The sequence below is a fragment of the Psychrobacter glacincola genome (assembly GCF_904846215.1).
Classification (GTDB): Bacteria; Pseudomonadota; Gammaproteobacteria; order Pseudomonadales; family Moraxellaceae; genus Psychrobacter; species Psychrobacter glacincola.
Genome location: NZ_CAJGZK010000012.1, coordinates 1 through 16,014, shown reverse-complemented (window position 1 = coordinate 16,014; position 16,014 = coordinate 1). Strand labels below are relative to the sequence as shown.

13 protein-coding genes are annotated in these 16,014 nt (G+C 41.6%); 10 read left to right on the top strand and 3 right to left on the bottom strand.

Annotation, left to right across the window (positions count from 1 at the left end; genetic code table 11):
• The first annotated feature begins 320 nt into the window (after positions 1 to 320).
• On the top strand, positions 321 to 1,610 hold the full coding sequence (gene fahA, locus JMW90_RS08280) for a fumarylacetoacetase (protein WP_201563100.1): 1,290 nt from the start codon (positions 321 to 323) through the stop codon (positions 1,608 to 1,610).
• Positions 1,611 to 1,765: 155 nt separating this feature from the next.
• Complete coding sequence (locus JMW90_RS08275) at positions 1,766 to 2,341, top strand: VOC family protein (RefSeq protein ID WP_201563098.1); 576 nt, start codon at positions 1,766 to 1,768, stop codon at positions 2,339 to 2,341.
• A 65-nt stretch (positions 2,342 to 2,406) separates the two neighbouring features.
• On the opposite strand, the gene JMW90_RS08270 is transcribed toward JMW90_RS08275, so the two are convergent.
• Positions 2,407 to 3,267: an IclR family transcriptional regulator gene (locus JMW90_RS08270; protein WP_201563096.1), complete on the bottom strand. Its 861-nt coding sequence runs from the start codon at positions 3,265 to 3,267 to the stop codon at positions 2,407 to 2,409.
• 169 nt (positions 3,268 to 3,436) lie between these two features.
• On the opposite strand from JMW90_RS08270, the gene maiA reads away from it, so the two are divergent.
• Positions 3,437 to 4,084, top strand: coding sequence for a maleylacetoacetate isomerase (gene maiA, locus JMW90_RS08265; protein ID WP_201563094.1), 648 nt, complete (start codon positions 3,437 to 3,439; stop codon positions 4,082 to 4,084).
• 110 nt (positions 4,085 to 4,194) lie between these two features.
• Here maiA and JMW90_RS08260 read toward each other — a convergent pair whose 3' ends face one another.
• Positions 4,195 to 4,440, bottom strand: a complete 246-nt coding sequence (locus JMW90_RS08260; protein WP_201563092.1) for a hypothetical protein — start codon at positions 4,438 to 4,440, stop codon at positions 4,195 to 4,197.
• Between the two features lie 714 nt (positions 4,441 to 5,154).
• Here JMW90_RS08260 and dinB point away from each other — a divergent pair.
• From dinB to infA, 7 genes are all read left to right on the top strand, one after another.
• Entirely contained in the window at positions 5,155 to 6,282 is a 1,128-nt protein-coding gene (gene dinB, locus JMW90_RS08255) for a DNA polymerase IV (protein WP_201563090.1), read from the top strand.
• A gap of 176 nt (positions 6,283 to 6,458) precedes the next feature.
• Positions 6,459 to 7,748: a tRNA preQ1(34) S-adenosylmethionine ribosyltransferase-isomerase QueA gene (queA, locus tag JMW90_RS08250; protein ID WP_201563088.1), complete on the top strand. Its 1,290-nt coding sequence runs from the start codon at positions 6,459 to 6,461 to the stop codon at positions 7,746 to 7,748.
• 256 nt (positions 7,749 to 8,004) lie between these two features.
• Positions 8,005 to 9,825, top strand: coding sequence for a type IV pilus assembly protein FimV (locus tag JMW90_RS08245; protein WP_201563086.1), 1,821 nt, complete (start codon positions 8,005 to 8,007; stop codon positions 9,823 to 9,825).
• 51 nt (positions 9,826 to 9,876) lie between these two features.
• Positions 9,877 to 11,538 carry a FimV/HubP family polar landmark protein gene (locus JMW90_RS08240; protein WP_201563083.1) on the top strand — a complete coding sequence of 554 codons (1,662 nt, stop codon included), beginning with the start codon at positions 9,877 to 9,879 and terminating at the stop codon, positions 11,536 to 11,538.
• Positions 11,539 to 11,701: 163 nt separating this feature from the next.
• Positions 11,702 to 12,787, top strand: a complete 1,086-nt coding sequence (locus tag JMW90_RS08235; RefSeq protein ID WP_201563081.1) for an asparaginase — start codon at positions 11,702 to 11,704, stop codon at positions 12,785 to 12,787.
• A 45-nt stretch (positions 12,788 to 12,832) separates the two neighbouring features.
• Positions 12,833 to 13,663 (top strand): tRNA pseudouridine(38-40) synthase TruA, encoded by an 831-nt coding sequence (truA, locus tag JMW90_RS08230; RefSeq protein ID WP_201563079.1) that lies wholly within the window; start codon positions 12,833 to 12,835, stop codon positions 13,661 to 13,663.
• 124 nt (positions 13,664 to 13,787) lie between these two features.
• A complete protein-coding gene (gene infA, locus JMW90_RS08225) occupies positions 13,788 to 14,009 on the top strand; it encodes a translation initiation factor IF-1 (protein WP_010199824.1) in 222 nt (73 codons plus the stop codon).
• Positions 14,010 to 14,240: 231 nt separating this feature from the next.
• On the opposite strand, the gene JMW90_RS08220 is transcribed toward infA, so the two are convergent.
• Positions 14,241 to 15,365 carry a L,D-transpeptidase family protein gene (locus JMW90_RS08220; protein ID WP_201563077.1) on the bottom strand — a complete coding sequence of 375 codons (1,125 nt, stop codon included), beginning with the start codon at positions 15,363 to 15,365 and terminating at the stop codon, positions 14,241 to 14,243.
• Positions 15,366 to 16,014 lie beyond the last annotated feature (649 nt).

The window sequence follows — 16,014 nt, the reverse complement described above, 5'->3', positions numbered from 1 at the left end:
TGGATTTCGTAATGGTGGTATTTTTTTATCAAAAAAGGCAAATATAGTCAAAATGCCCTAAAAACGCTACGGTACTGCTGGTACAAATTTTTTGCAGCCTCTGTCTGCATCGGCACAGCAAGCAAGAAAAATTGATACCAGCAGTACATAATATGTCGATATTACTTTTCACTGACTATAGCTTTCGTCTCAATCAAAACTCAATCAATTTATAACACTGGCACATAAAAAAACTTGCAATCGACCCAGCTATAAATTACATTATACGTAAGTAGTTAATTATAACGTAATTTAATATTCGCTTTAGCAAGGAGCCACTCATGTCAACGATTGACAAAAACCTCTCATCTTTCCTCGATATCGCAACCGATTCTGACTTCTCTATTCATAACCTGCCTTATGGTATTTTTAGTGACAGCACTGATGGCAAACGTCGCGCTGGCATAGCTATTGGCGAGCAAGTATTAGACTTATCAGTACTTGAAGCTGAAGGGTTATTGAGTTTAGATGGTGGCTCATATTTCGATCAAAACACGTTAAATGCCTTTATTGATTCTGGTCGAGACAATTGGAGCAAAGCACGCACAACGATTCAAACGCTACTCTCTAGCGACTGCGATACGTTACGTGACAACACGGATTTGCAGCAAAAAGCCCTATTTCAACAATCAGATGTCACCATGCATCTGCCGGTTCAAGTGCCAGGCTTTACCGATTTTTATTCCTCTAAAGAACATGCAACCAACGTCGGTACGATGTTCCGTGACCCAAGCAATGCTCTGTTGCCTAACTGGACTGAAATGCCAGTGGGCTATAACGGACGTGCCAGTACAGTCATCGTCAGTGGCACGGAAGTGATACGTCCATCGGGTCAGCTGAAACCTAATGCTGATGACCGTCCTATTTTCTCGCCTTGTAAACGTCTCGATTTTGAGCTTGAAACAGCGTTTGTCGTTGGTAAAGGTAATAATATTGGTCAACCGATTGCCGTAGATAATGCTATTGATCATATTTTCGGTATGGTTTTATTGAACGATTGGTCAGCTCGTGATATTCAAAAATGGGAATATGTGCCGTTAGGTCCATTTAATGCCAAAACCTTTGCTTCTGAGGTTTCGCCTTGGATTGTGACGATGGAAGCCTTAGCACCCTTTAAAATGCCATGCCCGACACAAGAGCCAAAGCCGCTTGCTTATCTGAACGAAAAAGACAGCAATAACAGCTACGATATCCATTTATCAGTAGAACTATTGCCAGAAAATGCTGAAGAAGCAACGGTGGTTTGCGAAACCAATTTTAAATATATGTACTGGTCAATGGCGCAGCAGCTGACGCATCATACTATTACTGGCTGTAAAGTAGAAGTGGGCGATATGATGGGTTCAGGGACGATTTCAGGGCCAACGCCAGATTCTTATGGCTCGATGTTAGAGATTGCTTGGAATGCCACCAAACCAGTAACGCTAAAAGGCGGTGAAACGCGTAGCTTCATCGAAGATGGTGACACGGTCATCATGAAAGGTTATAGCGAAAAAGATGGTATTCGTGTTGGCTTTGGCGAAGTACGCGGTAAGGTTCTGCCTGCTCTAAACTTTGATTTTGATAAATAGTATTTATTTTTCAACATTTATACAACCAATGATTGCCTATAAAAATGCGTGCACATAATCGAGTTAAGCGGTTAGTAGTTAGTGACCTATATTTATGATTACTAACAGCCAACCGATTGATACAAATTGTACGTCCTATCAAAAGGAGTTTGATAATGACCTTTAAAATTGAAAAAATCCATCATGTAGCCTATCGCTGCAAAGACGCTAAAGAAACGGTCGAATGGTATAAAAAATATCTGAATATGGATTTCATCTTGGCATTTGCTGAGGATCATGTACCTTCGACCAAAGCCTTTGACCCTTATATGCATGTGTTTTTAGATGCGGGTAATGGCAATGTATTGGCATTTTTTGAAGTGCCCAATCAGCCTGAAATGGGCTTTGACCCTAATACGCCAAATTGGGTACAACATCTAGCGATGAAGGTAAAAGACCGCGATGCCTTAATAGCGGCTAAAAAGCACTTAGAAGAAAACGGCATCGATGTGGTCGGTGTAACCAATCATGGTATCTTCCATTCTATCTATTTCTTTGATCCAAATGGACATCGTATGGAACTTACTTATGATGATATTACCTCAGAAGAAAAAGTATCTATGATTACCGAAGAGATGAAGTATGAGATGCTTGATGAATGGTCACGTACCAAACGCGCACCAGCGCATACTCAGTTTTTACATGCGGCGGAACTGGCTGAAGCACGAGAAGTCGCGCCTGCCGGTGAGTAATGTATTTTAGTTGTTTAAATGACCATTTATAAAATAGCTAAGATAAGTTTTAGCTATTTTACGAGCTACACTATTTGATAACGCTGTGCGATTGCTAATATTTGCTCGACCACATTACGCTGCTCACTCATAGGCAACTGCTCTGTGGTACCAATGATAGTAATCGCATACTCTAATGGCAAGCTATCGGTTGATAGCTTGCCATTGTTTGATGGACTTATATTGTTATCAAGCTGCGGTATGATAACGGGAATAGTAATCGCATTAATGCCCATCAGCATATCACCGGTAACGGTCGCATAGCCCTGCGTACGAACTTTCGCTCGCAATTGGTTAAAGTGCTGCCATTTCTCTGTTATCACTGGCTCTTGCTTCGCCTGCCATTCGGCGATGACCAAGGGTTTGATAATGGCATCTGGCTGATAGCTGGCAAATAAATGACCTGTCGCCGACGTGGTCAGCGGCATACGCGAGCCGATACGCGTAATGATACTAATAGCGCTGTCTGGTTCAACAGATTGAATAATAATAGGACCTTCATTAAACCATTTGGCGATTTGTACGCCGCAGTTTAAGTTATCTTTAATCTCATTGGCAATATGCGTCAGACGATTCAAGATATTGTTTTGATTAAATCCTGTCTGCCCCATTGCTCCGAGCGCGCCCATTGCATGAACTCTATCACCAAGTCCATAGCGTCCATCACTCAGCTGGCGAGCATAGTTTTTACGAATAAGACTGACCAAATAACGGTGGCATTTTGCTGGATGCATTTGCATGGCTTGTGCCACGTCTTTTAGCATCATTGGCTCATTATAATCGATGAGCACGTCCAATACCGACAGCCCAATCTCAAGTGATTGTACGCCGCCTTGGTGTTTATTCATCGTAGCAAGGGTGTCTATCAGGTTTTCAGCTGCTGGCATGGTTTACTCTGTGAGTGATTAACTAAATGCGTTATCAATACAATATTAGAAAATTGAAATAAAGACTGAATGTCATAATAGCTGTCTTTGACTCTCTAAGATAACGGTAGACTCAGTAATTATAACTCTTTATATCGTATACAACACAGCATAATAAAAGGAATGCCTCATGATGACACTTTATGGCTACTTTCGCAGTAGCACCTCTTACCGTACACGTATCGCGATGAATTTAAAGCAGTTAGATTATGACTATATCACGGTCAATTTGGCACAAGATGAGCAATTAGAAGCCGCCTTTCAATCTATCAATCCACAAGGCTTGGTGCCTGTCTTACAAGTCGATGATTTATGGTTGTACCAAAGTCCCGCTATTTTGGAGTGGTTAGAAGAGGTCTATCCTAAGCATCCTTTATTGCCTAAAGACGTGGCAGCTCGCATGCAAGTACGGGCTTTGAGCGCTATGATTGGCTGTGATATTCACCCGCTGAATAACCGACGCATTTTGCAGTATCTGCGTAACGAGCTGTCGGTAGATGAAGCAAAAGTCATGACTTGGTGTCAGCGCTGGATGAGTGAGGGTTTTGCTGCTCTCGAAAAACGCTTGGCACAAGACAAAACACGCGGTAAATTCTGCTATGGCGACCGCCCTACTTTTGCAGATTGTTATCTGATTCCACAAGTCTCTTCTGCCGAACGCTTTAAGGTAGATCTAACGGCTTATCCAAATATCGTTGCGATCGACGCCCATTGCCGCACATTAAAGGCTTTTGCCGACGCTGACCCTATGGTACAGCCTGATGCACCAAATGCTTAATATACGCTATAAAAAAGCCTCCCATTTAGGAGTAGGAGGCTTTTTTCTGGAAATCTTATGGCGCTATTGCCATTTATACTATCTAACTTAAAGTATGGAAAACAGTATGTTCAAATGTTCATATCAGATTGCGTTGCAGCAACTGTTTTTATGGGTACGGCGAACAGCCAAGCTGTACCACAACTACAGTAAAAACAGTCATCTTTAAATTCGACAATATGAGCGGTAAAATCGTTACCGCAATGATCCATCATCGCTTGTTCGTCACTATCATCATCGACTGCGCACCATATTTGTTTGTCGCCCCGTGCAAGCAATGCGCGTGTTAAATCACTTCCTCTCAACTCATTATTCATACCCAGCTCCTCAACTTTTTTTGCAATAGTTTGAGCTACTATTTATTGGATATATACTGGATGATAATCTTCTAGATGATTACTGAATCACTGAATCACTGAATCAGTGAATCACTGGGCTGAGACAATCACGGCAAGTCCATTTGCTGCTCACCTGTACCCATCAGACATTATCCCTGTCTTTGATAGTGGTTCACCTTTCTGACTCTTTTTTATACACACTTTGTATCCTAGCTGTCTTATTGTAACGCTATATAAGCAAAAGTGTAATACACAATTATAATATTTTTGACGAATGGTCAAGATATTAATATGAGCCGCCAGTTCATTCAAAAAATATCATTAAATAAGTTGGCATTTATCAGATTTGACACCTTTATAGCCTAATGTTTCTTGTGAATATTATCAATTAAAGGACCGATTATGACGCCCTATAGATATTAAATTTTTAGATATAGTCAAAATACTCTAAAAACGTTACGGTGCTGCGGGTATAAATTTTTTGCAGCCTCTGTCTGCGTAGGCACAGCAAGCAAGAAAAATTGATATCAGCAGTACATAATGTGTCGATATTACTTTTTACTGACTATAGCTTTAAATAATTAAAAGTTCTATTCAGGCCATTATCATAGGTCGAGCTGTCTATTACTTCTTATTTTTTGAGTGAGCATTAGAGACTAAAGTAGAGGCACAAAATCAGGTAAAATAGTCTCTATGACAACACATGTTACGACAATAAACGCTACACCTGCCATCAGCCAACCTAAGCGTCGTAAAATCATTCATATTGATATGGATGCTTTTTATGCCAGTGTAGAACAGCGTGATTTTCCTGATCTGCGTGGCAAGCCATTGGTTGTTGGCGGCGATCCCAATGGTCGCGGCGTGGTTGCTGCTGCCAGTTACGAAGTCCGTAAGTTTGGCGTACGCTCCGCCATGTCATGCTATGAAGCCAGAAAGCGCTGTCCTGAGGTGATATTTGTACCGCCGCGCTTTGATGTTTATCGTGCAGTTAGTAGTAAGATACGTCATATCATGTACAGTCTAACACCGCACGTTGAGCCATTATCGTTAGATGAAGCCTATCTTGATGTTACTGGGTTGTCTGTTCATCAAGGCTCAGCCACATTAATGGCAAATTGGTTACGGGCACAAATTTTAGAACAAACGGGTTTAAATGCCTCTGCTGGTGTCTCATTTAATAAGATGCTGGCAAAAATCGCCTCTGATATTAATAAACCCAATGGCACAGCAGTCATCACGCCAGCGGATGCCGATGCTTTTATTAGCACCCTGCCTATTGAACGCTTCCACGGTATCGGTAAGGCAACGGCAAAACGCCTGCATGCGATGGGAGTCAGTCATGGCGCAGACCTTCGGCGCATACCAGCTGCCATATTGGTCAATGAGTTCGGTAAGCGTGGACAGTTCTATCATGATATCGCTCACGGGCGTGACGAGCGCGCGGTCAAGTCTGAGCGTACCCACAAGTCGGTTGGCTCTGAGACCACCTTTAGAGACAATTTAACAGATGATAATCAACTAAAACTACAAATCTATGCGCAAAATGCCGATGCCTTTCATCAGCTGCACAAAAAACAGCTCATTGCTTATACTATTACTCTAAAAGTTAAATACGCTGACTTTACTCAAGTCACGCGCTCGCATACCTTATCGACGGCTTTTAATAGTGCAGAGTCGGCTCACTTTTGGCTAGACAAGTTGTTTTCGGACATCCCACGTGCCCTCCCTATTCGATTGGTTGGTGTGACATTCTCTTCACTGACACTTGCCACGCAAATAACGCCACAATTAAATTTATTTGAAGGGTTCTTTGTGTAAGTTCTTTAGACAGTTTTTTAGATAGCTTTTCTAGACAGGTTTTTTGAATATTTTCTTAGGCTATTTTATTTATATTTTAAGGTGTATAAAGACGTACTGCTTAGTAAAATGTTCTTTCATATCCTCATTTCTGCTACAATTGCGCTCAAAATCCTCTTCCATTGAAAGACTTTTTTATGACTGATTCTGAACCTCGAACCTTAAATAACAACTCTAAAATTGCTGCCAGTCATAATGACGATATTTTAGAATATCTAAGTGTTGATGATTATGATTATGAGCTGCCAGACCAACTGATTGCCCGTTATCCATTGGCGCAGCGCTCTGCATCGAAGCTACTCTATTTGCCTAATGCTAATGCTAATGCTAATGCTAATGCTAATGCTAATGCTAATGCTAATGCTAATGCTAATGCTAATGCTAATGCTAATGCTAATAGTCAGATTGAAGTTGAAGACAAACTGTTCTCTGAATTGCCTGAATTACTCAATACAGGCGATTTGATTGTTTTTAATGACACTAAGGTGATGAAGGCGCGCTTATTTGGTCAAAAAGATACTGGTGGAAAAATTGAGGTATTAATAGAGCGTTTGGTCTCTCTATCAGATTTAAATAGCGCGGATTTAGACCCAATAACGTCAACTTCTGACATCATAGACATGACGATTGTGGCAGAAAAGCATATCGCTCTTTGCCATGTCAAAGCCAGTAAAGCGTTAAAGCTTGGACAAGGTCTTGTACTGGCTGATGGTCACATGACTGGTGTCATGATTGGGCGCCAAGAGAACTTATTTATCTTGGCTTTTGATATGCCCATTCTACCTGACTTAGAGCGTTATGGTGAGCTGCCTATTCCACCCTATTTTGAGCGTCATGCGGACGCCACCGACAATACCCGTTACCAGACTGTTTTTCATGACCCTGCCAAGCTTGCCAGCGTCGCTGCCCCGACAGCAAGTCTGCATTTTGACGATATTGTATTAGAAAAGCTGGCGGCAAAAGGTATTCAAACCGCGTTTGTTACGCTGAATGTCGGCGCAGGTACTTTTGCTCCGGTAAAGACAGACAATCTGCTGCATCATACGATGCATAGCGAATATGCACACCTGCCTCAAGCCACTGCCGACCTTATCAATCAGACCCATGCCAATGGCAAGCAAGTCATCGCTATCGGGACTACTGTCACACGTGTCCTTGAAACGGCCTATCAAAAAACAGCAGTCGATGGACAGCTACTCTCTGGCTGGTCAGGTGATACGGATATTTTTATATATCCAGGCTTTACGTTTGGCGTCGTGGATAAACTACTAACCAATTTTCACTTACCAAAGTCTACTTTGCTGATGCTGGTATCAGCCTTTGCCACGAAAAAATCTATCGAACAGGCTTATCAACATGCCATCAAATCGCAGTATCGATTTTTTAGTTATGGCGATGCCATGTTGCTTGACAAACAAATTGGCTGATATAGTCAAAATACTCTAAAAACGCTACGGTACTGCTGGTACAAATTTTTTGCAGCCTCTGTCTGCGTAGGCACAGCAAGCAAGGAAAATTGATATCAGCAGTACATAATGTGTCGATATTACTTTTCACTGACTATATGTGTAAATATTAAGCATACAATTAAACTATTGGTCACAACAGCAATGAAATAAACTGGTAAACTAAACAGTATTTTGTTATAACAACACAGACAACTTTTACTGCAAAGGGCTGCATATGTCTTGTCATCTATCTTATCGCTTGACTAGCATACATCGCGCAGTATCGATGGCATTGCTGTATTCAATAGGTTGTGTAGCCCTAGTACCTAGCGCCCAAGCAGCGACCATTGGCAAGACGGTTGTTATTTCAGCTCAGCACGAACCTCTAGTTGCCAGTATTATGGTCACTGATATTGAAAACACGGACTTTTCAGCCAGTTTGGCAAATGCCGCTATTTATCAGCAAATGGGTCTGACCCCAACTGATTCTATGATCGTACGCTTCCACCCGACTTCGGCCACGAGTGGTCAAGTTTTTATTACCACCACCAAACCTATGTCCAAACCCTTTGCTGATGTGGTTTTAGCGATTAATGATGGCAATCAGCGCAATGTTATTCCAAAGACATTATTGATGCCGCTTAATGACAGCTTACCGATTGCTACTTCTAAAAATATCGTAACTGGCGCAAAGAAGCCTAACTTACCCGTGGTTTCTACAACTAACGCGCAGCCATTGACAGTGAGAAAAGGTGCACCGCCACCTCTATTATCATCTGATTCATCGAAATCTACATTGAAGGCGACGTCAGCTGAGCGCACTGTTCAATCGCCTAATATACGAGTGCCTGTTATTCAAACGCCAAGTATCCAAGCGTCAAGCTCACAAATACCTAGCGCTCAAGCAACGACTATATCGTCTGGCTTACCGACAGCAGTTGCAACCACGACACAAAGCAATATCACAACCTACGCGCCTAGCCGCTTAAAAAACGGTCGATTAAATAATCCTATTGATAGGAAAAACAATAGTGTCATGGCGGGCACAAATAAGGATAATGATGTAGGTCTAACCGCCTCATCAAATAGCAAGCCTTATGCTACTAGCGAAACGGATAAACAGTTCGATATCCTAAACATACAAATTACTCGTCAGATACAGCCGAAGAGTAAAAGTGATACGGACATGATGGTCGCTATTCCTATGGCGCCCAAAAATCCAATACCGTATGAAGTGGCTTTAACCAGCAACAATAAAGCCGTTGTCCCAAATAATGGCAATAGTATCAATAGTATCGTCGCTACAACCCTTCTCAATAGTATGCAACCTAACTCGAATGCCTTGCAGCAAGCAGTAACGCCAAAGGCGACTGTCGCAGCAAAAAACACGTCAAGCCAAGTGTTGGCAACATCGGATAAGTCAGCTAGCAGCGAGATTAATTATACTGTGCAGCGTAACGACAACTTATGGGTTATTGCGCAGCAAATCGCAGAGAAAAACAATATCGACGTTCAAACCGTCATGAAAGAAATTCAGACGCAAAATCCTGATGCCTTTATCAATAAAAACGCCAATCAATTAAAAGCAGATGCGCAGTTAAGTTTGCCTAATTATGATGCGCTACCACCACAGCAAAAGCTTGAAGCTGCCATTAGTGCTCAAAAACCATATAGAGCGGCCAATACCCCTGTCGCAAAAAAACCAATTGCACCAAAACCCGTATCCAAATCCGATACCGTGCAAGCAGCCGACCATACTGAAAAACTGGCGACCACCAAGACACAAATTTTGCCAAAGGCACAGTTTTCTGTCCTTGCTCCCGGTCATGAAGGCAGTGCAGATGGCACTAAAACCAAAACAGGCATGGCAACGGGTAACGGACTTAGCAGCGATGTATTAAGCATGCTTAAATCATCAAGACAAAGTACCGCATCACAAGCTCAGCAGTTATCAAAAACCAGTGGTATCCTTGATAACTATACTCGCAAATTACAATTACAAAACCAAAAACTGGCTGAGCTGCAAGCTCGTCTCAAAAAATTACGCAATCAATAATTGCCTAACGGATCAAGGCAAGCAGCTCTGATCGTAGGCGTGGGAGTAACTATGGACAATATGCTATATATCATCGCCGGATTGGTGGTCATTTTACTCGTCGCAGTCTTGGTAATGCGCAAAAATAAAGCGCAAAAGCCATCAAAGCCGCTGAGTACAAATACTGGCAAAATTGAGCCCTTATCGAAGCATGCTGCTTCTAAAAGCACGCCTACTCAAACCGCTACTAACAACGATAAAAAGTTTGATCATATTGAGATTGCTCAGCGTTTTATGGACCAACAGCGCTATGACAAAGCCATTGAAACCCTCAATCGTGGTCTCAGCGAAAAACCAAATGATAGCCAATTATCTCTCAAGCTACTTGCGGTATATGCCACGATAGATGAGTCTGAAAATTTTAATAAAGTTTATGATGCTATCAAAGCAAATAATGATAAAAAAAGTATTGCACAAGCCGATCAGTTAAAAGCTTTGCTGACTGAAGAACAAACCCAAGTCGCTAAACAAACTATGTTAGCAGACAAGAGCGAAGATAATGGATTTGAAAGTTTAGATTTTAATCTACCAATCAATAAAGCGAGCAGCAACAGTGCCGTCCTTGATACTGATGCAGCTCAAAATATTGAGTATAAAAACGACTCATCGAAAGCTACTGATGAAACAGTAACGGCTTCCAAGGCTTTTGATGACAATGGTCTTGATGACAATGCTTTTGATGACGATAATTTCGATGATATTGAGCAAGCGTTCGATCTTAGTCTGAGTGATTTAGAAGACAGCAATAATGAACCTGTCCCTACTACTGATGCTAACTCGGCACCTGTTACCAAGCTTGACTTAGTAGACGAAAATATCTTAACACCCACCACTATGGTCATAGACACCGATAATAATAGTCATAGTACTGACAATGATAGTGACAGTGACAGTGATAGCGATTTTGATTTTGATTTTGAGTTGTCTGAGCAAAGTCTTACCTCTACAGAATCTCCCGTCAACAGCGCCACTCATGATAGCGTTAACAGTGGCTTAAATGAGCTATCATTAGAAGATGAATTTGTCTTAGATTTAGACGGTGATGCCAATACCAATAACGTTATCAGTAATGCGCCTGTCACAACAGAGACCCCTTATTTAGATGATGACCGTCTGACACTATCTTTAGACAATGTCGATATTTTAGATGAAACACAAAATAATACAGCTATTCAGCATTCTATTGTCGAAGATAATTTTGATGATTTTAGTTTCGAAGACATCAGTATCGAAGACGCAAATATTGAAAATATAAGCGTTGAAGAGACAGATATTGTAAAAAACGATTCTGAAGCTTCTAGCATTGCCCCTACTACCATGATGTTCGATGATGATACGGTAATAGACGATGATTTCGACTTTGATTCTTTATCAGAGTCTACAACGGCGAGCACGCCAGTTGAAATTGATAGCGAATATGCCAATATTCATATCGACGATGCTATTGATATTGCAGCTGATACTGACAGTGCCGAAGATTTTTCATCACGGTTCGCAGCAGATTTTGATTTTGTCAAATCTTTAGACAGCAATCAAGTGACGCTGGATTTAGCAGGTCAGTATGTGCAACTTGGCGAATACGATAGTGCCAAACGCCTACTAAATGAAGTCATTGCTAAAGGCAATAGTGAACAGCAGCAGCAAGCACAATTATTGCTTGATCGCACTGCCTAAAATGACTGGTACGACAGCGAGTATTCTACCCGTTTAGAGTACTCGCTGAATTTATGGTAATTTTTATTTTTATTTCTCTATCACTTCTCTAGAAACAGCGCTTCTTTCAATCATTCTGCTCTATCGTCTATTCACTTTAAAATCAATACAGTACTTTTCGCCTATGACAAATACACGCCCTGCACCCATTCAACTTATTTATGCTGGTGGCACTTTTGGCAGTTATGGTCGTCCATTAGCGCCACTATCAGCAGAGGTGTTTTTGCCAACTTTGCAGCAACTACTGGCTGAACTGGATAATGCGTTTACTTTATCGCCCATCGCTTGGCTTAACAATACTTTGATTAAAGACAGCAGTCAGTTTACACCTAGCGATTTTGTTCATTTTTATCAGCTGCTACTGTCCGCTTATCAACAAGGCAGTAGACGTTTTGTATTAATCACGGGCACTGATACGCTAAGTTACTTGGGAGCGTTCTTAGCAGAAGCCTTTGCAGGTAGCGATATTTGTGTTGTTGTGACCGGTAGCATGCATCCCCTATTAGATAGCGAGGAGCTGTACTCTTACAAAGTAGATGCCCTAAGCGATGCTTGGAACAACCTTACTGACTCTTTAAAACTGGCAGGTGCCGGTGAATCTGGCGTAAAGATTGGCTTCGGCGGCGAATCATGGCCCGCGCAAACGGTACAAAAAATACATAGCCATGACTTTATGGCATTTACCGGTCACTCTAGAGCGGCTTATCCTGCCAATAGTTATGTCAAAACTTTGCCAGATACTCGCCGTCAGCATTGGCTTGATGACCAACAAGAGATCAGCACTGATATTGCAGTTCGCGCCGAACACGCTTGTGTTCATGCATTGTACTGTATGCCCAATACGACCGACGTATTAAACCAACAGCTGCGTGCCTTATTATTACAGCCGCCTTGTGGCATTATTTTATTAGGCTATGGTGCTGGTAATGTCCCTTATTCAGTAGAGTTAGCAGAAGCCTTGCAACTGGCTTATGAAAAAGGCCACATGGTAGTGTGTGCGAGCCAATCACCGTTTGGTGGTGTTAGCGATACCTACGCTGCAGGCAGTTGGCAATACGACTATCAAGTGATAGCAGGTGGGCGCTTAACCATTCCAGCTATTTATGCACGCTTGCTATGGTTACTGGTGCGCCACGACAGCCCAGCACGGCGTCGACAACGCTGGTTAAACAATGTTCAGCAAACTGGCACAAGCATCAAAAAACGCTAAATGAATACCCATCACTCTTGTATAAAGCCAATAATGACCATATCCATGACCGAAAACAACGAGGCAAAACGCCTGACCTATACCTTAGCCATTGCTATTGAATTTTTGGGCACCCACTATCATGGCTGGCAACGCCAAAGAGAGGTACTTGGCGTACAAGAAGCGGTAGAAGCCGCTATTAGTACTGTCGCCAATGAGACAGTAGAGGTGATTGCCGCAGGGCGCACAGACTCAAGTGTTCATGCCAGCAATATGATTGCCCATTTTGTCACTCATGCCTATCGACCCACACACAACTGGCTGCGCGGTGTCAATAGCCTATTGCCTGACGATATAGCCTTGCGCTGGGTTCAGCCGATGCCGGCAGAATTTCATGCCCGTTTTGCCGCCATCGCTCGTCGTTATCGTTATATCACTCTGAACCAAACGCAGCGTCCTGCCATCCTCAATCATCAAGTGACCCATATCTATGAGCCGCTTGACCTAAAAGCGATGCAGCTCGCTGCTGCTGATATCGTAGGTACGCACGATTTTAGTAGCTACCGTGCTGCCGCTTGTCAATCCAATCAACCTGTACGGCATATTAGCCATGCCAATCTTTTTACTCAAGGTCAGTTTATCGTCTTCGATATTCAAGCTGATGGATTTTTACACCATATGGTTCGAAATCTTATGGGAACCCTATATGCAATTGGCAGACACGAGTTAGAACCGGCTGACTTCTTAAATATTTTGGCTAAAAAAGATCGAACAATAGCGCCGCCGACTGCTTCAGGTGATGGCTTGTATTTTATTAATGCCTATTATCCTGAGCACTTTCAAAGCTTATTACCAAGTGCGCCACTCACTCCTATTTGGCTCAACCTTCCTGACTAGATTAATATAATCTGGCATACATATCACTTACAGGCTGTCAAGTAAAAATCAGGTTCCGTATTGCTTTAATCTGCTAACTTACGTATAATATGGGCTTATTTTAAATTGATTGATGATACGAATTATGGCAAAAGACGAGATTATTGAATTTGAAGGCGAAGTCATTGACACCCTTCCAAATACTTTGTTTAAAGTTCGTTTAGAAAACGGACACGAAATCATTGCGCACATCTCAGGTAAGATGCGTAAGCATTACATCCGAATTCTGACTGGTGATAAAGTTAAGGTTGAAATGACCCCTTATGACTTATCTAAAGGTCGCATTACTTACCGTGGTAAAAACTAAATTATTATCTACTAAAATAGTTATAAGAGCATAGCTATAGTGCTTGAGTGGTTTAACTGATAATAATAATGATACTGCTAACCTACTTATTATTGCCTATCATATTTTAGTAAGTTGATATTGGTTTATTGCTTCTACCATAAAAAATACCGCTAAATATCAGCGGTATTTTTTTGTCTGCATTTTCGGATTTAATCATTTTTCAAATAACGACTTGTAAATCATGATGCATTATCTGAACTCAACCGTCGCGCCATTTTGTATCACGCCAAGTAACGCAAGCGCATCCCAATTGGTCAACCGTATACAACCTGCCGATGCCTGACGACTGATACGAGCAGGATCGGGTGAACCATGAATTCCATATGACGGCTTACTGAGTCCAATCCATACTGACCCCACAGGGTTATTAGGACCGGGTGGAAGGATAGACTTGCTGCCATTATCTGCTGTATAAGTATAGTTGGGTTCGTGTACCTTTACTGCGACCGTATGCGTGCCTGTTGGCGATGGCGTAGTAGTACTACCTACTGTGGTTGGATAGCTGGCAACCAAGATACCTTTATCATCATACGCATATAATGTTTCGGTAGTTTTGTCAGCAACCACTCGACTGACAGGCTTGGTGTTAGGATTGCCCGGATTATAGACAATGATGGTTTCGCCCACTGCAAATTTAGCATTCGGATTGAGCGCCTTAAGATAATTTTCGCTGATATGAAATTTTTCTGCTAAGCCTTCAATCACGCTTTCGTAGTACATGCCCTCAAGCTTGGCTTTGGCTTCTGCACTTTCCGGAATCGTCGTGGTTTTTATATTGATATCAGCATCACTGAGCTCATAACTGACCAATACTGGCTGCGCCATAAGCTTATCGTTCTTGGTTAGTGCCTGCCATGTTTCAGTATTTAAAGTATCAGTCACTGCCAACCCATTTGCCATCTGAAAAGCCTGCATGGCTTTACGAGAATTCTTTCCCCAATAACCATCTACAGAGCCAACACCGTTTTGCTGCCAGTTCAATAAAGCTTGCAGCTTAGTGGTAGTATGACTATTTCTCTTCATACCTTGTGTCCAAGTAGCACTATTTACCTTTTGCGCCTCCACGGGCAGATTTTCAGTGGTATATTTAATAGTCGGTAAAAGCTTATTTAACGTTATCGCTGCTTTGCTTTTGCCGGCAATTTTTTGACTCACACCATTGGTAACTGGACTTATATCAGTAGTATTGCTAGCTGTAGTTTTGTTGGTAACCTTTGCGCTGCTGTGGGTTGCAGCGATACTTTGACCCATCAACAGAACGGTTGATAAACCAAGTACAGATATTGCCGTGCTCATTTTCGTTAATTGATACATGTAGGACTCCTAAAGTTTTTTTGAGATTGTATTTTTTGTCAAAAAATCAGTTATTAAAGAATTATCTATTAAAAATTATTATTTTTAGTATATGGATAGTACTTTCAATCGTTATTATCACATTACTCTCGTAGATTAATATTTGAATGTATAGCAACCATCTCATCGTACTTATAATTGACGAATAGTGCCACATCCTCCTGTGAGTATATGATAAGTTTTATGTTAATAAACTCATTCTCTTGCAGTGTGTGTGTTAAAAAAATCCCTTTTTATAAATATCTAGTTATGTATAGTCAAAATACTCCAAAAACGCTACGCTACTGCGAGTGCAAATTTTTTGCAGCCTCTGTCTGCAAGGGCACAGCGAGCAAAAAAAATTGATACCAGCAGTACATAATGTCCATTACACCCGATATTACTTTTCGCTGACTATAGTTTTATGTTAGCGAACAATTTCAAGACGCATAAAAAGACGCATAAAAAACCCATAAATTGCTTTGCAACCTATGGGTTTAGGTGTAATGGACAAAATTCATGCTAAAAAGTAGAAGGTAGTCGCTAATGGACATAATTCATGCTATTTGAGTGACTTTGAGCCTAAAAAGTCTTTAATAAACCGTAACTTACGATGCTCATTTAGCCCGTG